This is a genomic window from Acinetobacter sp. YH12208, assembly GCF_013418055.1.
GTDB classification, from domain to species: domain Bacteria; phylum Pseudomonadota; class Gammaproteobacteria; order Pseudomonadales; family Moraxellaceae; genus Acinetobacter; species Acinetobacter pseudolwoffii.
On sequence record NZ_VPCT01000003.1, the window covers coordinates 170,580 to 189,879 of the forward strand.

At 44.0% G+C, this 19,300-nt stretch carries 20 protein-coding genes; 11 read left to right on the plus strand and 9 right to left on the minus strand.

Annotated features, from left to right (window positions below; all coding sequences use genetic code 11):
* Positions 1–61 precede the first annotated feature (61 nt).
* Complete coding sequence (locus FTU95_RS05130) at positions 62–1,063, plus strand: adenosine deaminase (protein ID WP_005097449.1); 1,002 nt, start codon at positions 62–64, stop codon at positions 1,061–1,063.
* A 52-nt stretch (positions 1,064–1,115) separates the two neighbouring features.
* Positions 1,116–1,460 carry a hypothetical protein gene (locus tag FTU95_RS05135; protein ID WP_005097448.1) on the plus strand — a complete coding sequence of 115 codons (345 nt, stop codon included), beginning with the start codon at positions 1,116–1,118 and terminating at the stop codon, positions 1,458–1,460.
* Positions 1,461–1,517: 57 nt separating this feature from the next.
* Here the strand turns inward: FTU95_RS05135 and FTU95_RS05140 are convergent, their stop codons facing one another.
* Positions 1,518–2,069 carry a cytochrome b gene (locus tag FTU95_RS05140; RefSeq protein ID WP_074383302.1) on the minus strand — a complete coding sequence of 184 codons (552 nt, stop codon included), beginning with the start codon at positions 2,067–2,069 and terminating at the stop codon, positions 1,518–1,520.
* Positions 2,070–2,287: 218 nt separating this feature from the next.
* On the opposite strand from FTU95_RS05140, the gene FTU95_RS05145 reads away from it, so the two are divergent.
* Positions 2,288–2,659: a hypothetical protein gene (locus FTU95_RS05145; protein WP_100329010.1), complete on the plus strand. Its 372-nt coding sequence runs from the start codon at positions 2,288–2,290 to the stop codon at positions 2,657–2,659.
* Positions 2,660–2,717: 58 nt separating this feature from the next.
* A complete protein-coding gene (gene rnhB / locus FTU95_RS05150) occupies positions 2,718–3,311 on the plus strand; it encodes a ribonuclease HII (RefSeq protein WP_005170243.1) in 594 nt (197 codons plus the stop codon).
* A gap of 101 nt (positions 3,312–3,412) precedes the next feature.
* Here the strand turns inward: rnhB and csrA are convergent, their stop codons facing one another.
* The 3 genes from csrA to alaS form a co-directional block, all read right to left on the minus strand.
* Positions 3,413–3,667: a carbon storage regulator CsrA gene (gene csrA, locus FTU95_RS05155; RefSeq protein WP_005097444.1), complete on the minus strand. Its 255-nt coding sequence runs from the start codon at positions 3,665–3,667 to the stop codon at positions 3,413–3,415.
* 249 nt (positions 3,668–3,916) lie between these two features.
* Positions 3,917–5,197 carry an aspartate kinase gene (locus FTU95_RS05160; protein WP_005097443.1) on the minus strand — a complete coding sequence of 427 codons (1,281 nt, stop codon included), beginning with the start codon at positions 5,195–5,197 and terminating at the stop codon, positions 3,917–3,919.
* Between the two features lie 64 nt (positions 5,198–5,261).
* Positions 5,262–7,955 (minus strand): alanine--tRNA ligase, encoded by a 2,694-nt coding sequence (gene alaS / locus FTU95_RS05165; protein ID WP_171304331.1) that lies wholly within the window; start codon positions 7,953–7,955, stop codon positions 5,262–5,264.
* 388 nt (positions 7,956–8,343) lie between these two features.
* On the opposite strand from alaS, the gene gap reads away from it, so the two are divergent.
* Together gap and FTU95_RS05175 are read left to right on the plus strand one after the other, a co-directional pair.
* Positions 8,344–9,366 carry a type I glyceraldehyde-3-phosphate dehydrogenase gene (gene gap, locus FTU95_RS05170; protein WP_005097441.1) on the plus strand — a complete coding sequence of 341 codons (1,023 nt, stop codon included), beginning with the start codon at positions 8,344–8,346 and terminating at the stop codon, positions 9,364–9,366.
* A gap of 191 nt (positions 9,367–9,557) precedes the next feature.
* A complete protein-coding gene (locus FTU95_RS05175) occupies positions 9,558–9,854 on the plus strand; it encodes a hypothetical protein (protein WP_005097440.1) in 297 nt (98 codons plus the stop codon).
* Positions 9,855–9,897: 43 nt separating this feature from the next.
* Here FTU95_RS05175 and FTU95_RS05180 read toward each other — a convergent pair whose 3' ends face one another.
* Both FTU95_RS05180 and FTU95_RS05185 read right to left on the minus strand, forming a co-directional pair.
* A complete protein-coding gene (locus tag FTU95_RS05180; RefSeq protein WP_005097439.1) occupies positions 9,898–10,197 on the minus strand; it encodes an AzlD family protein in 300 nt (99 codons plus the stop codon).
* Positions 10,194–10,943 carry an AzlC family ABC transporter permease gene (locus FTU95_RS05185; RefSeq protein ID WP_074383298.1) on the minus strand — a complete coding sequence of 250 codons (750 nt, stop codon included), beginning with the start codon at positions 10,941–10,943 and terminating at the stop codon, positions 10,194–10,196. Before FTU95_RS05185 ends, FTU95_RS05180 begins: the two co-directional genes overlap by 4 nt.
* 147 nt (positions 10,944–11,090) lie before the next feature.
* On the opposite strand from FTU95_RS05185, the gene FTU95_RS05190 reads away from it, so the two are divergent.
* The 5 genes from FTU95_RS05190 (at position 11,091) to FTU95_RS05210 (ending at position 15,667) form a co-directional block, all read left to right on the plus strand.
* Positions 11,091–11,546, plus strand: a complete 456-nt coding sequence (locus FTU95_RS05190) for an Lrp/AsnC family transcriptional regulator (RefSeq protein WP_004645552.1) — start codon at positions 11,091–11,093, stop codon at positions 11,544–11,546.
* A 208-nt stretch (positions 11,547–11,754) separates the two neighbouring features.
* The gene (locus tag FTU95_RS05195) at positions 11,755–12,921 is read left to right on the plus strand and encodes an ATP phosphoribosyltransferase regulatory subunit (RefSeq protein ID WP_005170256.1); all 1,167 of its coding nucleotides are present in this window, start codon (positions 11,755–11,757) and stop codon (positions 12,919–12,921) included.
* Between the two features lie 71 nt (positions 12,922–12,992).
* Entirely contained in the window at positions 12,993–14,312 is a 1,320-nt protein-coding gene (locus FTU95_RS05200) for an adenylosuccinate synthase (protein ID WP_005170258.1), read from the plus strand.
* Between the two features lie 160 nt (positions 14,313–14,472).
* Positions 14,473–14,781, plus strand: coding sequence for a hypothetical protein (locus tag FTU95_RS05205; protein WP_074383295.1), 309 nt, complete (start codon positions 14,473–14,475; stop codon positions 14,779–14,781).
* Between the two features lie 112 nt (positions 14,782–14,893).
* Positions 14,894–15,667 carry a M48 family metallopeptidase gene (locus FTU95_RS05210; RefSeq protein WP_100357723.1) on the plus strand — a complete coding sequence of 258 codons (774 nt, stop codon included), beginning with the start codon at positions 14,894–14,896 and terminating at the stop codon, positions 15,665–15,667.
* Between the two features lie 155 nt (positions 15,668–15,822).
* Here FTU95_RS05210 and slyD read toward each other — a convergent pair whose 3' ends face one another.
* The 3 genes from slyD to FTU95_RS05225 all read right to left on the minus strand — a co-directional run bounded on the left by slyD (position 15,823) and on the right by FTU95_RS05225 (position 19,285).
* Entirely contained in the window at positions 15,823–16,305 is a 483-nt protein-coding gene (slyD, locus tag FTU95_RS05215) for a peptidylprolyl isomerase (protein WP_005097432.1), read from the minus strand.
* Between the two features lie 136 nt (positions 16,306–16,441).
* Positions 16,442–17,728, minus strand: a complete 1,287-nt coding sequence (locus tag FTU95_RS05220; protein ID WP_180077765.1) for an NAD(P)/FAD-dependent oxidoreductase — start codon at positions 17,726–17,728, stop codon at positions 16,442–16,444.
* A 243-nt stretch (positions 17,729–17,971) separates the two neighbouring features.
* Positions 17,972–19,285, minus strand: coding sequence for a D-alanyl-D-alanine carboxypeptidase PBP6B (locus tag FTU95_RS05225; RefSeq protein ID WP_005170266.1), 1,314 nt, complete (start codon positions 19,283–19,285; stop codon positions 17,972–17,974).
* Positions 19,286–19,300 lie beyond the last annotated feature (15 nt).

Here is a 19,300-nt window from a genome sequence, read left to right on the forward strand (position 1 = left end):
AAAGGGTGTAAACTGAGTTTGCGCCCTTTTTTATTATTTAAAGGTTTCACGAGGAGAAGTGATGAACCGTCTTGAGTTGATTCGCGCTTTGCCAAAAGCCGAGCTTCATGTTCATATTGAAGGCACTTTTGAGCCTGAGCTAATGTTTGCAATCGCTCAGCGTAATCAGATTGCCATCCCGTATAAATCTGTCGAGGAAGTTAAGCAGGCTTATAATTTCCATAATCTTCAGTCCTTCCTGGATATTTATTATGCCGGGGCCAATGTACTGATCCATGAACAGGACTTTTATGACCTGGCTTGGGCCTATTTTGAAAAATGTGCCGAAGACAATGTGGTGCATACAGAAATGTTCTTCGATCCGCAAACGCATACCGACCGTGGAATTGCTTTTGCGACCGTCATCAATGGCCTGCAAAAAGCCTGCGATGATGCCAAGGCCAAGCTTGGAATTAGCTCACATTTGATCATGTGTTTCCTGCGTCATTTAAGTGAAGAGGCGGCCTTTGAAACGCTGGAGCAGGCATTGCCCTATAAAGACCAGATTATTGCGATTGGTCTGGATTCAAGTGAAGTCGGGCATCCACCTTCTAAATTTGAACGTGTCTTTGCCAAAGCGCGTGAAGCAGGGTTTTTGGTCGTAGCACATGCGGGCGAAGAAGGCCCGGCAGAATATGTCTGGGAAGCTCTGGATTTACTGAAAGTTAATCGTATTGATCATGGGGTGCGTTCAGAAGAAGATTCTGAGTTAATGCAACGGTTGATTCGCGAAAAAATGCCCTTAACGGTGTGCCCGCTGTCAAATCTGAAGCTTTGTGTGGTCGAGGATATGCAGCAGCATAATATCCGTCGTCTCTTGCAGCAGGGTGTCCATGTTACAGTCAACTCAGATGATCCATCCTATTTTGGTGGCTATATGAATGACAACTTTATTGCCATTGCTGAAGCGCTAGACTTGAGTAACGAGGAATTAAAGCAGTTGGCAACGCACTCCTTTGAAGCGTCGTTTATTCCAGAGGCTGAAAAAGAGAAATGGATCAACCAGATCCGTGCCTTGGTTTAAGTTTTTACAAAAGGCAGAGTTCGCTCTGCCTTTATCATTTTTATAGGCCAATATGAAATTGAAAAGTTTACTTCTGATCCTCAGCATATTGTTGATTTCTGCCTGTTCTAGTGCGGATATGACATTGACACAGCGTACTTTAAAACCTTTGATTGAATATCAATGCAGTAAAGAGCTGCAAAATTCCAAAGTTTGGAAAGTTTCGACCTACTTAATGCAGGACACCAGTAAAGTTGAACTTGAGAAAAATGTGTGTTCATGTGTAGGTGAGCATGCGTTAAAAGATGTGCCTGCCAAAACTTTGTTAAAAGCCACAGTTGATGAAGCAGCCAAAAAAGAACTGACGCAAAAAGCGATTGCAAACAGTCTCAGAAGTTGTCTCAAGGAATTTATTTAATGAAACAGCCTGCAAGCACAGACTGGGAACATTATTTAGCCCATATTAATGGTCTAACTATTTATCCTGTTGGGTCATACTTTTTAATACATGATCTTTATCGATAAAATGATGTTTAAAGGCTGCGGCAATATGGCCAACCAGTAGAATGCCGACTGCCCAGGAAAGCCAGATATGCAAGGGCTTAACAATAGCGGTCACAGCCGAGTTTTCGGCAATGAGGGGTGGCAGGTTAAATAAATACAGCACCGGTGCTGGATAACCCAAACTCCAACTATACAAACAACCTGTAAGGGGTAGGGCAATCAGCATGAAATACAGCGCCAGATGACCAGCATGTGCCAACGTTTTCATCCGCGGTGACATACTCTCAGGCAGTGACGGCGCCGGATGGGTATAGCGCCAGAAAATTCGAACAACGAGCAGGAAAATAATGGTGGTTGCAATATTTTTATGCAGTGAAATCACATCACCCTTAAAGCTGCCATCAACCTCATAACTTAAAAAATTACCACTATAAAAACCGATGAGCCAGGCCGCAATAAAAATAACCGCCATGATCCAATGCAGCCATTGCGCTGTTCGTGTGTAATACAGTGATTTATTCATCTAGATATTCCGTTGCTCTTCAATAAGGCCGAACCTTAGCAAAGGGTGAATCAATTCAGCAATTCCAAATCTGCAACGCTATGGTGGCTTTCATGCAACATCTATTAAATTGGTTGGCTGTAGATTAAACATGCTTAGTGATTTTTAGATTTCTTATTCAGGTGAATTTCGGCACAATAGCGACAGTCTTCATCTATGAATGAATAAGGAATATATCTGTGAAAAAATTATTGGCTGTACTTGCACCACTGACTCTGGTTTTATCAGCGTGTACAGCGACAGGCACTTCTGAGGCGCCAAGTACCACTCAACAACTGGGCGGCACTGCGCTTAAAATCGCGATCAATGCAAAATGCACCACTGAACTGAATAATATTCTAGCGTGGCAAACGGCAACACGTTTAATGACCACAACACAAAAGCAAAATATCCAGTCTGAAATTTGTGGCTGTGTCAGCGAAAAAGCACCGCAAAATGTGACAGCGGTTGATTTGGCGACTGCTGCGATTGATCCGGTGGCACGTACCACAATCGTGGGCAATGTGGTTGCAAAAACCATTAACGCTTGTGTGGCTGAAGCTGTAAACTAAGCCAAGATTAAATTGAAATAGGCTGACAGGTTCAGCCTATTTTTTTATGGGAAATGACATGAAAATTGCTGGTGTAGATGAAGCAGGGCGTGGACCGCTGGTCGGTTCAGTGGTGGCGGCCGCGGTAATTTTAGATCCAAATAACCCGATTGAAGGTTTAAATGACTCTAAAAAACTGACTGAAAAGAAACGTGAAAAACTTTTTATCGAAATTCAGGAAAAAGCGCTGGCTTGGGCAATTGCTGAGGCGTCAGCAGCAGAAATTGATGAGCATAATATTCTGCAGGCATCCTTACTGGCAATGCGCCGTGCTGTAGAAGCTTTAGCGATTCAACCTGAGCATGTGCTGGTCGATGGCAATAAAGTCCCTCAGGGGCTAACGATGAGCTGTGACGCGATCATTGGTGGCGATGCTTTGCATGCAGAAATTTCTGCTGCTAGTATTCTGGCCAAAGTTACCCGTGATCATCAAATGATTGAGATGGATCTAAAGCATCCACAATTTGGTTTTGCCAAGCACAAGGGCTATCCAACCAAAGCACATTTTGAAGCGATTGCCTTGCATGGGGTGATTGATGAGCACCGTCGTAGTTTTGGGCCGGTAAAAAAGGTAGTTGCAGCATTGCTGGAACAGCAGGGCGCAGAACTTTAATTCTTATTTAATTTAAAGGTTCTGAATATTGAAATGTGTATTCATTAAAGTATAGATCAATTAAAAGCGGCTTCAAAGCCGCTTTATGATTTACACAAAAATTAACGGTTAAAGTTATTTTGTGTTTGGTTTTCATCTTCATACGAAGGTTGGAAATCCTGATCGATATGCTGAAGATGTTCATGCATTGCACGTTCATGCTGGATACGCTGGTAAATCTCTTCACGGTGCACAGAGACTTCTTTCGGAGCATTGACCCCAATACGAACCTGATTACCTTTTACACCAAGCACAGTCACGCTGACTTGGTCTCCAATCATTAAAGTTTCCCCGACACGTCGAGTCAAAATCAGCATGTTTCTCTCCTTGCAAAATGCAAAACCTGCAATCTATTGAATATAAAACAAAAACACAACCAAAAATTAAAAAATAAAATCTGGATAGAAATTCTGTCATCTGGGTGAAAGATTTTAATCTATCTCAGTTTTTTAAAAATCCTCAGGCTTAATATAACAGAGCCACTATAAAAAAAACTATAGTGGCTCTGAATTTTTGTAGAGATTTATAGAATACTGTCAAACAATGACAATATTTTGTCATTCCTCTTAAGCGCGTACGCTTGATTCACCTTGTTCGCGGTCTAGACCGAAGGCGGTATGCAGTGAACGAACTGCAAGTTCCAGATAGTTTTCTTCAATAATCACTGAAATTTTGATTTCAGAAGTAGAGATCATCAGGATGTTAATACCTTCAGCTGCCAGTGCGGTAAACATTTTGCTTGCAACACCTGCATGTGAACGCATGCCTACACCGACGATAGAAACTTTGACGATATCTGAACGGGTAGCGACTTCACGTGCACCAATTTCCTGAGCGGTTGCTTCGAGAATGGCTTTGGCCTTGTTCAATTCGCTGCGGTTGACTGTAAAAGTAAAATCAGTCGTACCATCTTCTTCAACGTTCTGGATAATCATATCCACTTCAACATTGGCATCACCAATCGGGCACAAAATTTTAGAGGCGATGCCCGGTTCATCAGGTACACCTAAAATCGTTAATTTTGCTTCGTCACGGTTAAATGCGATACCGGAGATAATTGGCTGTTCCATATTGTCTTCCAATTCAGTCGTAATAAGTGTACCCACGTTTTGCTTAAATTCTTCGTCGAATGCGCCATCATTGTCATTGTCGAAGCTGGATAATACGCGTAAAGGTACTTGATATTTACCGGCAAATTCAACTGCACGAATTTGCAGGACTTTTGAACCCAGTGACGCCATTTCAAGCATTTCTTCAAAGGAAATACGGTCAACTTTCTTGGCTTTGGGTGCAACACGTGGATCAGTGGTATATACGCCATCAACGTCTGTATAAATCTGGCATTCATCGGCTTTTAGTGCAGCAGCAATCGCGACACCTGAAGTATCAGAACCGCCGCGGCCTAAAGTGGTGGTATTGCCATGCTCGTCAAAACCCTGGAAACCTGCAACTACAAGTACACGGCCAGCATCCAGATTCGAGTTCAGGACTTCAGTATCAATTGATTCGATACGTGCCTTATTGAATGAGCTGTCGGTTTTCATGCCAACCTGGCGACCTGTCAGTGATTTTGCTTCAACGCCAATAGAGTTGAGCGCCATCGCTAACATAGAAATCGTAACCTGCTCACCCGTAGAGACCATCTGGTCTAGTTCACGTGGGTCAGGGGTTTCGGTAATGGCTTTCGCGAGAGCAAGCAGACGATTGGTTTCGCCACTCATCGCTGATACAACCACAACCACCTTGTGGCCATGGTCATGCCAGCGTTTCACACGACGAGCAACATTTAAAATGCGCTCGGGAGTACCCATAGAGGTACCGCCATATTTTTGAACGATTAGTGCCATAGTTGTTCCATATAAGCCATGACCCTGATAGTCCTATCAGGGTCAGTTACACAAAATTGAAGTTTTATTTTGCTGCCAGCCAGGCAGTTAAATCTGCCATCACCGGAGCAAACTTCTCGTTAAGTGGCGCGCCACCTTGTGCCAAGTCAGGTTTACCACCACCTTTACCACCCAGCTCGGTTGCCAGATGTTTGATGATGTCACCCGCTTTTATAGATGCAGTAAAGTCTTTTGCTACAGATGCGATCAAGCTCACCTTGTCACCCTCTACACCTGCAAGCACAATGACTGCATTTTCTAATTTTGATTTCACACCGTCATGCAGGTTGCGTAGTGCTTTCGCATCCATATTTTCAACGGTTGTAATCAAGGTTGCACGACCTGCAATGGTTTGAACTTGGCTTAGAAGTTCACCGGCTTGCAGGCTAGCAAGTTTCTGATTCAGTTGTTCGATCTGTTTTTGCAAGCCAGAGGCAGTATCAACTAACGCTTCAACTTTTTCTAAAGTCTGGTCTTTTTGCGCTTTGAGCAAACCGTTAATCGTATTGATGTCACGATCGGCTTTTTGTGCAACTTCAACTGCTTTGGTGCCTGTCACTGCTTCAATACGACGTATACCTGCTGCAACACCACCTTCAGAAGTGATCTTGAACAGACCGATGTCACCGGTACGTTTTACGTGAATACCACCGCAAAGCTCGATGGAGAAATTTTTCTCTTCAATCACTGAACCCATCGACAATACACGGACTTCGTCACCGTATTTTTCGCCGAACAGCATCATCGCGCCTTTGGCTTTGGCAGATTCAATATCCAGCAGTTCAGTAGACACCGCAGTATTGGCAATTACTTCAGCATTGACCAGACGTTCAATTTCTTGCAGCTGTTCAAAGCTAACCGGTTGATCATTGGCAAAGTCAAAACGTAACACATCAGATGCGACCAATGAACCCTTTTGTTGTACATGTGAGCCCAGAATTTGACGCAGCGCAGCATGTAGTAGGTGAGTTGCAGAGTGGTTGCGTGCAGTTGCTGCACGAATCTCGGCTTGCACTGTTGCTTCTACATTTTGAGTAACTTTCAAGTTACCCATGGTCACGATGCCTTGATGTACAAATGCACCACCAGATTTTTTCGTGTCCTGAACTTCGAAAATCCCGGTATAGTTTTTGAAAATACCTGTATCACCGATTTGACCACCGCTTTCTGCATAGAAAGGAGTCTGGTTGAGTACGATTAAAGCTTCGTCGCCTTCAACGACTTCATCTACTTGCTCGCCATCTTTATAGATTGCGATGATTTGGCCTTCGCCTGCAGTTGCATCATAACCATCAAATTGAGTTTCGCCTTCAACTTTGACAACACTGTTGTAATCGATCGCGAATTTACCTGCATCACGCGCACGTTGACGCTGTGCTGCCATTTCAACTTCAAAGCCAGCTTCGTCAATGCTTAAGTCACGTTCACGTGCGATATCCGCAGTTAAGTCCGTCGGGAAACCGTAAGTGTCGTAAAGTTTGAAAACCACTTCACCCGGAATCACAGAACCTTTTAATTGTGCCAATTCGCCTTCAAGCAATTTCAAACCTTGCTCAAGTGTTTTGGCAAATTGTTCTTCTTCTTTGAGCAGTTGAGCTTCGATACGTGCTTGTTGTGCTGCAAGTTCTGGATATGCTTCGCCCATCACTTCAATAAGCGGCTGCAACATTTTATGGAAGAATGAACCGGTCGCACCCAGTTTGTTACCGTGACGCACTGCACGGCGGATGATACGACGCAGTACATAACCACGACCTTCATTTGATGGATTTACGCCATCAGCAATCAGGAATGAACATGAACGTGCATGGTCAGCAACCACTTTAAGTGAAGCAGGGTATTGTACAGGTGTGCCTTTTTCAGCCGCTTCAGCTTCAAGTGCAGTAGTATCCAGACCAATGATCTCAGCCGCAGATTTGAGTAAGTGCTGGAACAAATCGATTTCGTAGTTTGAGTTGACATGCTGTAAAACTGCAGAAATACGCTCAAGACCCATACCAGTATCTACAGAAGGCGCTGGAAGCGGATGAAGTACGCCATCACTCGTGCGGTTAAACTGCATGAAAACGTTGTTCCAGATTTCAATGAAACGGTCGCCATCTTCTTCAGGTGTGCCCGGCAGGCCACCCCAGATGTGATCGCCATGGTCAAAGAAAATTTCAGAACATGGGCCGCAAGGACCTGTGTCGCCCATCGCCCAGAAGTTATCTGATGCGTATTGACCACCTTTGTTGTCACCAATACGGATAATGCGAGATGCATCTAGGCCGATTTCTTTGTTCCAGATGTCGAATGCTTCGTCATCGGTATGATAAACAGTGGCATAAAGCTTATCTTTAGGTAGCGCTAACCAGTCATCGCCCGTCAAAAAATCCCAGGCAAATTTGATCGCATCACGTTTGAAGTAATCACCAAATGAAAAGTTACCTAACATTTCAAAGAAGGTATGGTGACGCGCGGTATAACCGACATTATCCAAGTCGTTGTGTTTACCACCTGCACGTACGCATTTTTGTGATGATACGGCACGGACATAATCGCGTTTTTCTAGACCTAAGAAGCAATCTTTAAACTGGTTCATACCCGCATTGGTGAACAGTAAAGTTGGATCATTGGCGGGTACTAGTGAACTCGACGCGACACGTGTATGCCCTTGCGATTCAAAGTAACGCAAAAATGCTTCACGAATTTCAGCTGATGTCATAAAACGAGTACTCACAACCAAGTCACTCCATAATTTCCGATTTGGCTAAAACACCACAGTCTGACAAGCACATGAGAGCTCTGCTGCAATGCGGGGCTTAAAAATTTAAAACGCCAAATTATAACGGAAAAAGCGGTATGCACCAATCATTTTAAAACCAATTGCCAAGGAATTATTGACTCGGGTTTAGTGCTGAATTCATAAAATGAATTTTCTATTCAGAACAATTCGGTTATATCCATCTATTTACACAGCATCAGAATTTTAAAAGATCTGAATACTGGGCGATGTATCAGAAATAAAATAATCGAAAATCAATATTTTCACTGAAGTTTTTCATGTACTGCGCAAGAAATCCTTTAACATAGAGGAGTTTTAAAATAGGCATATAAAAGGTTGAGTCATGCAACGAGTGGCAATCAATGGATTTGGGCGTATTGGACGTAATGTATTGCGTGCCTGGTTTGAAAATCCGAAAGATTTTAAATTTGAAATCGTTGCCATTAACGATATTGCTGATGTTGAAACCTTAATTCATCTGTTTAAATATGACTCAACCCATGGCCGTTTTCCGGGACAGGTAGACGTCAGCTATGATGCCGAACATATTTATCTGCATCTCAGCTATCAGGATGCCAGCTTAAAAGTTCAGGTTTTGTGTGAAGCCAACCCGGCGCAGCTTCCCTGGCAAAAACTTGAAGTAGATGTAGTGCTGGAATGTACCGGGCTGTTCCGTTCCCGTGCAGCTGCGACCCAGCATATTGAGGCAGGGGCGAAACGGGTGATTATTGGAGCAGCACCCTTTGATACTGTCGATGCTGCGATTGTGTATGGTATCAATCATCACGAAGTTAAAGCCACCGACCAGATCATTTCCAGTGTGTCCTGTACCACTCAGGCCCTAGTACCGCTGGTCAAAATCCTCGATGATGCTTTTGGCATCAGCAGTGCGTTAATGACCGAAATCCATGCGGTGACCGCAGATCAATCTGTGCTGGATCAGGCGCATCGCGATCTGCGTCGTGCACGGGCAGCAGGACACAATATTATTCCCACCACATCTAGTGCGCTGGGTGCATTAAAGCGGGTTATGCCAAAAATGGAAGATCGGATTGACGGTTATTCAATTCGGGTGCCGACCATTAATGTCGCAGCAATTGATCTGACCTTTGTTTCCCAGTCACCGATTACCGATCACAAACTGAATGAAGTGTTAATTAAGGCGGCGCGACAGGATTTTGCCGAAATCATGTCAGTGACGGATGAACCTTTGGTGTCGAGTGATTTTAATCATTCTCCTTATTCCTTGATCGTTGACCTGACCCAAACCCTAGTGGTGGGACAACAGGCCAAGGTCTTTGCCTGGTATGACAATGAATGGGGTTATGCCAACCGCTTGCTGGATTTATGTGAATCTTTTCATTAAGTTTGACTTTGCTAAGCCTGAAAAGTGCCGATATACGGTGCTTTTTTTGCTTTAAACATTCTTGATATGCGTTGTTTTAATAGAATTTGCGCGTAATTGATCGAAAAGCAGCGTGAGTGCTTGAATTATTTGCATCATCTGCATGATTTTTCGTTAAGATAAAGCCAATAAAATGAAATAAGAGCAAGCATATGATGTTGGTTTGGGGATTTATTATACTGCTCACATTGGCAGTGATTTTTCTAATCTGGCTGCAGTTCAATCAGAATGATGGTTCAGGTGTCGTGGAGGGCGTGCCGGTAGAAGAGAAAGTCGCGCATCTGGAAGAAAATTTAAAAAAGACCCTGGAAATTATGCAGGACTTGGCTAAAAAAATGCATGTACAGCAGGAAGTGCTGGATCAGACCACAATCAAACTGCAGCAGGTCGAGTTGCAAAATGCAGAGCTGGTCAGCCTGCTCACCAAGGTCGTAGACCCACAGAAATAAACAGAATCCCTTTAGAAATCATATAAAGAATTCTGTTTGAGGGCTAGACGAGAAGAGTTCTTAAGACGGCTGCAGACACCATGCTGATGGCAACTGTGGGGAGCAAGCCAAAACGCGTAGCGGCAAACAGGGTTAAAGCCAAAGCGATCAGATCTGCAGGGTTGTCGCGTACAAAATACGGTGCGATGACTGAAATCAGGACACAGCCGGGCACAACGTCCATGATTTTACGCTGACGTTGTGTCAGCGTTTTATTTTTTAATAAGACATAGCCCAGAATCCGGGTCAGATAGGTGGTTGCCGCAATCAGCAGGATGGCCAGTAATGTACTCATCTCAATCATGCTTCCTCCTCACCAATCAAGAAAAAAGCAGACACAATGCCGGCTAGGGCACCTATCGGCACATACCAGCCAGCAGGCAAATATAAATAAGCCAGGGCAGCACAGATCAGGCTTACTAGCCATGGCCGGGCTGCACTCAAGCCTTTCCACATGCTTCGCATCAACACCAGAAATACAGCAGGAAAGGCCATATCAAAGCCCCAGCGGTTGATATCGCCTAAAACAGGTCCAAGCATCGCGCCCAGTGTGGTAAAACCGACCCACATCAGATAAAGACAGAAACATAAACCGGCATAGTAGGGCATGCTAAAAGCAGCCCGATAACCCCACTGCGCCTGTTTTCTTTGCGCATCCGCCAGACTTAAGGCCCAGCTTTCATCAACCATAAAAAACAGGGCCGGCAATACTTTGCGATTCGGGAGATGTTTTAAATACGGGACTAGGCTTGCACCCATCAGCAAATGCCGGCTATTCACCAAAAAGGTAATAAACAGCAGCATGAATAAATTGGGTGGACTGGTCCAGACTTCCAGAATGGCAAATTCAGAACCGCCGGCAAAATTGAGTCCAGTCAGCAAAGGCACTTCCAGCACACTGAAATTTTTCTGAATCGCAGTCGCACCTAGCACCAAAGCAAAGGGAATAATTCCTAAAAGCATAGGAATAGAATCTTTCATGCCGCGCTGAAATTCGCTGAAATCTGTATGCGCGAGCGCGGGCGTGCTGCTTTGTCTGAGCAAAAGCATGTCAGTGACCTGAGGACTTCAATATTGAACCGTATTTTATAGCGATAATCGGGCTATTTGCTGTTGTAGTGCATGCAATTTAAATTTGATTTGGAATTAAATTGCGCTAAATTGGCTTAAAGGGGTTTTAAATACTAAAGTAACAAGATGGATCAAATTGATAAACGCATTTTGCATGAACTGCAAAAGAACGGAAAATTGCAAAATAATGAACTGGCTCAATTAATTGGCTTGTCGCCGTCCCCCTGTTTAAGAAGAGTCAAGCAACTAGAAGATGATGGGGTCATTGAGCAGTATGTCGCCTTACTCAATCCGCAAAAAGTCAATCTGGCAATGAGTGTATTTGCACGGGTTTGGCTTAAATCTCAAGAAGCCGCCGTGGTCGATCAATTTGTTGAAGCCATCAAGGAGATGCCGGAAGTGGTGGAATGCCAGTTAATGGCGGGAGATTGTGATTTCTTTTTAAGAATTGTGGTGGCCGATCTGGATGCCTATCGTAAATTTCAGATTCATCATTTGACTCAAATTCCCTGCATCCAAAGTGTAAAAACCGAAATTCCATTGCAAACGGTAAAAAGTACCACCGCATTGCCATTGGTCTAAAATGATTTTTTGTTTATAGCGCGTGTTGGTCATACACGATAAAACGCTGATAGTTGACGCAATTGTGGCTCATTGCATAAGAGAGTAAAAATTATAAAATTTTGCGATGCACAGCCAAAACTATCGTGCTAGACTAGGAGAAATCGGGTGTGCTCCCGATTTTTTTATGCGGATTCGTTCCGCGCTGACAAGAATTTAGGTTTACAACATGCCCATTTCAGAGACATGGTTATTACCTGATGGTGTAGCTGATGTATTACCAGAACAAGCGCAAGTCATTGAAAGTTTGCGCCGTAAATCACTGGATTTCCTTGCATCTCGAGGTTATCAGTTGGTGTACACGCCATTCATTGAGTACATCGAATCTCTCTCTTCTCTCTCAGAATCGAATCAAGATTTAGACTTAGCCACTTTTAAAGTCATCGATCAGCTTTCTGGTCGTTTGCTTGGTGTGCGTGCCGATATGACACCACAAGTGGCGCGTATTGATGCACATGTACATCCAGTGGAAGGTGTGGCGCGTTACTGCTATGCAGGTACCGTTCTGCATACCAAACCACGCGGTTTTAATACCTCGCGTGCGCCTTTGCAGTTAGGCGCCGAACTGTTTGGTTCAGACAGCATCGATGCCGATGTAGAAATGGTCGATTTAATGATCAGTCTGATTCAGGAAACAGGTCTGGCAGACGGAATCCATCTGGACTTGGGTCATGTCGGCTTATTCCGCAGTCTGGTGGCTCAAGCAGGTTTGAACAAAGTTGCTGAACGTAAACTGTCTGATTTATACCAACGTAAGGCCTTGCCAGAGTTGGAAGAATTTACGGCAGAACTGAAATTTGGTCAGGACTTTTATGCACTGGGCCGCTATGCCAGCGATCTGGACGCATTACAGGCAAATTTAAGTGCTGAAGTGTTGGCGAATCCAGCCTTCAAGCAAGCTTTTGATGCCTTACAAATTACCAAAGATCAGGTTCAAGCCCGTTGGCCAAACTTGAGTATTGGGATTGATGTGGTTGAATTGCGTTCATACCATTATCATACTGGTCTGATGTATGCAGTCTATGCACCGAATCGTGCAGCAGCACTGGCACAAGGCGGTCGTTATGATGGCATTGGTGAACATTTCGGTCGTGCGCGTCCTGCCACAGGTTTCTCTTGTGACTTATATGCGTTAAGCGCAGGTCAGTTTGACGCTGTACACGTGGTAGTTGCACCTAAAGGTGTCGATGCAGAACTTCTGAATGCGATTCAGAGTATTCGAGCACAAGGCTTAAGTGTAATTCAGTTACTCGGTAATGATGATTTAAACTCAATTCCATATGCGACGCACCAGCTGGTGAACGTAGATGGTGAGTGGACAGTCAAAACGATTTAAATTGCTTGGCTCAGTGTTCATGTCACTGAGCGGGGCTTTCAACTTTAACAGCATGATGCAATGAGGCTATTATGGGCAAGAATGTTGTGGTACTTGGTACCCAATGGGGCGACGAAGGTAAAGGTAAAATCGTCGACCTGCTCACAGATCAAGCGGCAGCGGTCGTTCGTTATCAAGGCGGACATAACGCAGGTCACACTCTGGTGGTGGGTGGTAAGAAAACTGTCTTACACCTCATTCCATCTGGTATTTTACGTGAAAACGTATTGTGCTTAATTGGTAACGGTGTTGTTCTTTCTCCTGAAGCGCTCATCAAAGAGATGGACATTCTTGAAAAAGAAGGCGTTCCTGTTAAAGAGCGTTTACGTATTTCTCCAAACTGTCCACTGATCCTTCCAAACCACATCGCACTGGACCAAGCACGTGAGAAAAAACGTGGTAATGCGAAGATTGGTACAACAGGTCGTGGTATCGGTCCTGCATACGAAGACAAAGTGGCGCGTCGTGCAGTTCGTGTTGCTGATCTGGTACGTGGCGGTGAACATCTTACTGCCCAGTTAACTGAACTTCTGGATTACCATAACTTCCAGCTTACTCAATACTATGGTGTTGAAGCAGTTAAGCTAGAAGACGTACTGGCACTTTGCGACGAATGGCGTAAGGTTGTTGCGCCGTTGGTTGTAGACGTAACAACTGAACTGCATAACTACCGTAAAAACGGTGACAACATCATGTTTGAAGGCGCGCAAGGTTCACTTCTTGACGTTGACCATGGTACATACCCGTATGTGACATCTTCAAACACCACTGCTGGTGGCGTAAGCTCAGGTTCAGGTCTGGGTCCTTTGCACCTTGATTATGTACTGGGTATCACCAAAGCCTATACCACTCGTGTCGGTGCAGGCCCATTCCCAACGGAATTGGTTTATGACGCTGCAAACGATGTGGGTGATGCGGTTGGTAAACACCTTGGTACCATTGGTAATGAATTTGGTGCGTCTACTGGCCGTCAACGTCGTTGTGGGTGGTTCGATGCTGAAATTCTACGTCGTTCAGTAGATGTAAACTCACTGTCTGGTATTTGCCTGACTAAACTTGATGTTCTTGATGGTTTAGAAGAAGTGAAAATCTGTGTCGGTTATGAAGCTGCAGATTCTGGTTGTGTCGGTTCTTCTGATGCGCTTGCATTCGAAACTTTAAAACCAATTTACGAAACAATGCCAGGCTGGTCTGAGTCAACTTTCGGTGCAAAATCGCTGGATCAGTTGCCACAAGCTGCATTGAACTATGTAAAACGTCTTGAGCAACTGATTGAATGTCCAATCGACATCATTTCAACCGGTCCAGACCGTGAAGAAACTATCGTTCTTCGCCACCCGTTCGATGCTTGATCTTCATTTGGTTAAAGCTTGAATGATAAAACCCATCTCCGGATGGGTTTTTTTATATCCAAAAACTATAAATTTGGCTCAAGACTAAAGTTGCATCGGTGCTGTGACAAAATGTGCTTTAACATAGCCATATATAAAGAAAGAAAAAATGAGCGAAAGGATGCAAAAAAATATATCGGCGACCATGTTTTATTCATTGTTGTTCGCCATGGGCGGGGCACCCACCATCGCTATGATGATTATTCGCGCGCAAACTCAAAATCCTGAGATTATTTATAATGCACTGGTCGGCCTGAGTGTCATTATTGCCTGTGTGCTGGTGCCTGTTATTTTATTGCAAAACGCCTATTTATTTTTTAAACGTAAAGATGAAATTCTGGAACAAAAAATAAAACCCTTAAGCCAGGTTTATCTGGGCTTGAACATTATCTGTCTGATTTATTGGTTGGCGATACAGTACTTGGCTTAAAAATTACAGAATTTATAAGAAGATGGAGTAATTAAGCGTTTAGCTCCTGTATGCTTTCACTTATAATTTTTACAATGTAAATTAAGCTTGGGCTAAGGTAGAGTTGATTATAATGAAGAATAAATTTTTATTGGGTATGGTGGCTGCCGCAGTCGTGACATTGTCGGGTTGTACCACTATTGCGGATATTGCCGGGGCTGATTCTGCGACCTTAAATGCATCTGCGACACAAAGCTATAATGCTATGGTGACTGATGCCAGAAATAAAGGTCAACTGGACACCAGTTCAGCGACCTATAAACGTATTAATACCGTATTTAACCGTTTAAAGCCGATTGCGAACCAAATGAACCAGACTGGTACAGCATTCCAGTGGCAATTGGCTGTGCTCAAGTCCGATCAGGTTAATGCCTTTGTTGCACCGGGTGGTAAAGTGGTATTTTATACCGGTATTGTGAATAAGCTGAATCTGACCGATGCTGAAATTGCAGCAATTATGGGTCATGAAATGGTACATGCCTTAGAAGAGCATTCTAAGCAGAAAATTGGTGCTCAGGCGCTCACCGACCTGGCTTTAGGCATTGGTCTGAATGCAGCTGGTGTGGGCCAGGGTGGCGCAGCAGCAGCGCAATTAGGAAGTCAGATCGGGATTGGCCTGCCATACTCGCGTAATCTGGAAAGCCGTGCTGACCAGGGTGGCTTGATGCTGATGGCACGTGCAGGTTATAACCCGAATGCAGCGATTACCTTGTGGGAAAAAATGAACAAACTCGGTGGCAGCAATGGCGCAACCTTCCTGTCTACGCATCCATCGAACAGCCAGCGTATTGGACAAATGCGTCAACAGTTACCAGCAGCCATGCAGATTTATAATCAACGCAAATAATCCAGCGATTATTCTCTAAAGGGATCTCTTGATCGGATTGAAACAGCAGGGCCATGGTCCTGCTTTTTTATTCTCCATTTTAAAATGAATATTTTGGCGGCAATAAAAAAAGGCAAAGTTTTCACTTTGCCTTTTTTACACTCGATCAGAAGATCTTAGTGCTGGTGACCACCTGCACCGTGTACATGACCGTGATCTAATTCTTCTTGAGAAGCTTCACGAATCGATACAATTTCAACTTCGAAAGTCAGGTCTTGACCAGCAAGCGGGAAGTTCGCATCTACAACAACATTGTCGCCTTCAACTGCTTTAACAGTTACGATTTGCACGCCGTCATCAGTTTGAGCTTGGAACTGCATACCTGCTTGAATGTTGTCTACGCCTTGGAACATTTGCGCAGGAACTTCTTGTACGAGGTCAGGGTTATATTCGCCATAACCTTCAGCAGCAGGAACATTAACAGTGAATTTTTCACCCACAGTTTTGCCTTCTAACGCGTTTTCTAAACCTGGGATGATGTTACCTGCACCGTGCAAATAGGCAAGTGGTTCACCTTGAGATTGGTCGAGAGTTTCACCCTCTGCGTTAGTCAATGTGTAGTGGAAAGAAACCACGAGGTTATTTGCAATAGCAGTCATGTGAATTGATCCATTCAATTTTTTAAGGGTACATCATAAAGTGAAATTGCATTTTTGTAGACTAAAATTAGCAAAAAAACGCAATTTGACAATTTTATTGACGATTTTTTCATTGATTGGGCCAAATTCTGGAATTTCAATGCAATTTCAGCTTTGGAGAGATTTTTCGTGTAACTAAATCTTTTGCAGTCAAAATACCGGCATGGGCATAACCATGAATGGTCACCTGATGAATCCGGTATAAAGAGACATACATTGTTTTGGCGACAAAGCCTTGCACATTGACCTGACCCAGCAATTCCCCCACAGCTTTATTCTGACTTAAGGAAATCAGGGAGCCCTTGTCAGAAAATTTAAACATCGGCAAATAGCTATCTCCATTGACATGGGCTTTTAAAGCATTGGCCAGAAAGCTGGCTTGCTGGCTGGCCACTTGAGCACGCGGCCCTAATACCGGTTGATCTGCCGCAGGCTGGCAATGCGCACAATCACCAAATGCAAAAATACTTGGATCAGATTTGGTTTGCAGCGTGGCATAAACTTTGAGCCGATGAATATGGTCTTTTTCTATATCGTCGAGTTGTGCCAAGACTTCCGGTGCTTTGATCCCTGCAGCCCAGACTTTGATTTCAGCATCCAGACTGGAACCATCGGCAAAATAAATCTTGTCTTCATCGACCTTGGCCACTCGATGACTGGTCAGGACTTCAATACCGAACTGTTCTAACTGTTTCATGGTATTTGCAGCAACTTTAGGCGAGAGTGCAGTCAGAATACGATCCGCGGCTTCAATCAAGGTGATTTTGACTTTGTTGGGATCGACCTTGTTTAAGCCATATTGAAAGAAATTCTGTTTGGCTTCTACCAGCTCCGCTGCCAGTTCTACCCCAGTCGCACCGGCACCAATAATAGCAATATTCAGCTCACGACTTGAAGTCTCATGTTGAGCATTTAAATACAGGTGCAGCAGATCCTGCTGAAAGATATCTGCCTGCTGACGGCTGTCGAGAAAATGACAGAACTGTTTGACCCCTTCGGTATTAAAGTCATTTGAGGTTGAACCTAAAGCCAGTACCAGTGTGTCATAGCCAATACGCTGATTTTTCTTGGGCTCACTTTTTTTAGAGAAATATTCTGTTTCGACGATGATCTGTTTCGCTTCGCGATCCAGACCTGTGAATGTCCCCAAAACAAACTCATAATGATGCGCGGCAGAATGGGCAAAATAATTGGTTTCTTGCTGATGTGGATTTAAGGTACCTGCGGCGACTTCATGTAGCAGCGGTTTCCAGAGATGTGTCAGTTTTTGATCAATCAAAATAATTTGGGCTTTGCCGTTTTTACCCAGGCTATCACCCAGTTGTGTCGCCAGTTCCAGACCACCAGCGCCACCACCCACAATCACGATTTTATGTACTGTCATGCGTTCTTAACCTGTTTATTTTTTTAATAAAAATAAGAGAAATAGAGAGAAAATATACTATGGCATGTGCTAAATCGCGTCTTGATTAAAATTGTTATACACATTACAAAACGTAGCAATTCTGTGAGAGCGGGTAATAATTGCTGCGTTCCGGGCAGGGTGCCTCATTTGGGATAGATCATGAATCAGCTAGAAGGTTATATCAACGCTTCTAGCTTAAAGAATTACTTGATATTGAGAGGATTATTGATCTAGAGGATACAGTTTTACGCCGGGTGTTGAGTCTGAAAAGAAACTGAATAAACCTTGCAGCCAGCTAAAGAACTTCTGCAACGGGTTGGCTTCTTCAATTTCGACATGATCTTCAATTTGAATGGTGCGAATTAACTGATTATTTTGATAAATCTGAATCGTGGCCAAAGGCATCATGCTGGCTAAAGGCGCAATGAGTTCAGATGCCTTCATTTCAACATTGATATGGGTCTGGGTTTCTTGAAGTGGCTCGATACTTTTTAAAGCGCCATCACCTGTATTTAGCATGACACGCTGATGCGCCTGATCAAACTGATTCAGGTCAATGCTATAGCTCTGATCATAAAGCGAGGTAGTAATAATCTGCGGCTGCTTGGTTTGCACTTTAAACATTTTTAAAGTGGATTTAATCACAGGCAACTCAGCCAACAGTTGCTGATCTTTGATCGCGACTTCATTGCGGGTATAGGTATAAGCCAGATTCATCAGTTTATGCGATATCTCAGCGCGCTTTGTGGCGCTTTTAGTGCCTAGCACTACCACAATCAGACGGCGCTTCGGCATTTCAAAGTCTGCTGTAACACGATTGGCTGTCAGCGCCAGGTTATAACCGGCCGCACGGGTAAAACCGGTTTTTAAACCATCTACGCTTGGGTCGACCTGAAGTACACGGTTGGTGGCACGATGAAAATGCTGGTTATAAGTGAAACTTGGCTGTTTGGAATAATACAGATAATCCGGGGTTTCATTCACCACCGCCATAGAGAGTCGGGCCAAATCGGCAGCAGTCGAATAATGCTCGGGCATGGTAATGCCGGCCGGATTCTGGAAATTGCTATGCTGCATGCCCAGTGCTTTGGCTTCCTGATTCATCCGTTCAACAAACTGGGGAACACTCCCCGAGATTTTCTCAGCCAGCGTCAACGCTGCATCATTGGCAGACATGATAATCAAACCCGCCAGAAGCTGATCGACTGTAATCAGATCACCTTCTTTCAGATACATCTGTGACTCATCCCACATGACATTTTTAACCACAGATGTGGCAGTTAAAACTTCATTTTTATCTAATTTTCCGGCCTCAATTTCCTTTAAGGCAATATAAGCCACCATCATTTTGGTCAGCGAAGCCGGCGCACGTTGCACATCGGCATTGTGTTCTGCAATGACTTGACCAGACTGTGAATCCAGAATAGTCCAGGCTTCAGCTTCAACGCTTTCAGGCAGAATATTGAGTAAGGCAGCATGTGAAAATGCAGAAATAAATAAGCTGAATACCGCAATCAGTGAGATGATGTATTTCAAGGATGTTCCTTAATA

Bases quoted from the DNA above. Each gene is read 5' to 3' on its own strand.
- slyD (WP_005097432.1), bottom strand. From the start codon at position 16,305: ATGACTGCTATTGCAAATAACCTCGTGGTTTCTTTCCACTACACATTG.
- FTU95_RS05220 (WP_180077765.1), bottom strand. From the start codon at position 17,728: ATGACAGTACATAAAATCGTGATTGTGGGTGGTGGCGCTGGTGGTCTG.
- FTU95_RS05180 (WP_005097439.1), bottom strand. From the start codon at position 10,197: ATGATTGAGATGAGTACATTACTGGCCATCCTGCTGATTGCGGCAACC.
- FTU95_RS05205 (WP_074383295.1), top strand. From the start codon at position 14,473: ATGCAAAAAAATATATCGGCGACCATGTTTTATTCATTGTTGTTCGCC.
- FTU95_RS05160 (WP_005097443.1), bottom strand. From the start codon at position 5,197: ATGGCACTAATCGTTCAAAAATATGGCGGTACCTCTATGGGTACTCCC.
- FTU95_RS05195 (WP_005170256.1), top strand. From the start codon at position 11,755: ATGCCCATTTCAGAGACATGGTTATTACCTGATGGTGTAGCTGATGTA.
- FTU95_RS05190 (WP_004645552.1), top strand. From the start codon at position 11,091: ATGGATCAAATTGATAAACGCATTTTGCATGAACTGCAAAAGAACGGA.
- FTU95_RS05210 (WP_100357723.1), top strand. From the start codon at position 14,894: ATGAAGAATAAATTTTTATTGGGTATGGTGGCTGCCGCAGTCGTGACA.
- csrA (WP_005097444.1), bottom strand. From the start codon at position 3,667: ATGCTGATTTTGACTCGACGTGTCGGGGAAACTTTAATGATTGGAGAC.
- FTU95_RS05185 (WP_074383298.1), bottom strand. From the start codon at position 10,943: ATGCTTTTGCTCAGACAAAGCAGCACGCCCGCGCTCGCGCATACAGAT.
- FTU95_RS05200 (WP_005170258.1), top strand. From the start codon at position 12,993: ATGGGCAAGAATGTTGTGGTACTTGGTACCCAATGGGGCGACGAAGGT.
- FTU95_RS05140 (WP_074383302.1), bottom strand. From the start codon at position 2,069: ATGAATAAATCACTGTATTACACACGAACAGCGCAATGGCTGCATTGG.
- FTU95_RS05130 (WP_005097449.1), top strand. From the start codon at position 62: ATGAACCGTCTTGAGTTGATTCGCGCTTTGCCAAAAGCCGAGCTTCAT.
- gap (WP_005097441.1), top strand. From the start codon at position 8,344: ATGCAACGAGTGGCAATCAATGGATTTGGGCGTATTGGACGTAATGTA.
- rnhB (WP_005170243.1), top strand. From the start codon at position 2,718: ATGAAAATTGCTGGTGTAGATGAAGCAGGGCGTGGACCGCTGGTCGGT.
- FTU95_RS05175 (WP_005097440.1), top strand. From the start codon at position 9,558: ATGATGTTGGTTTGGGGATTTATTATACTGCTCACATTGGCAGTGATT.
- FTU95_RS05135 (WP_005097448.1), top strand. From the start codon at position 1,116: ATGAAATTGAAAAGTTTACTTCTGATCCTCAGCATATTGTTGATTTCT.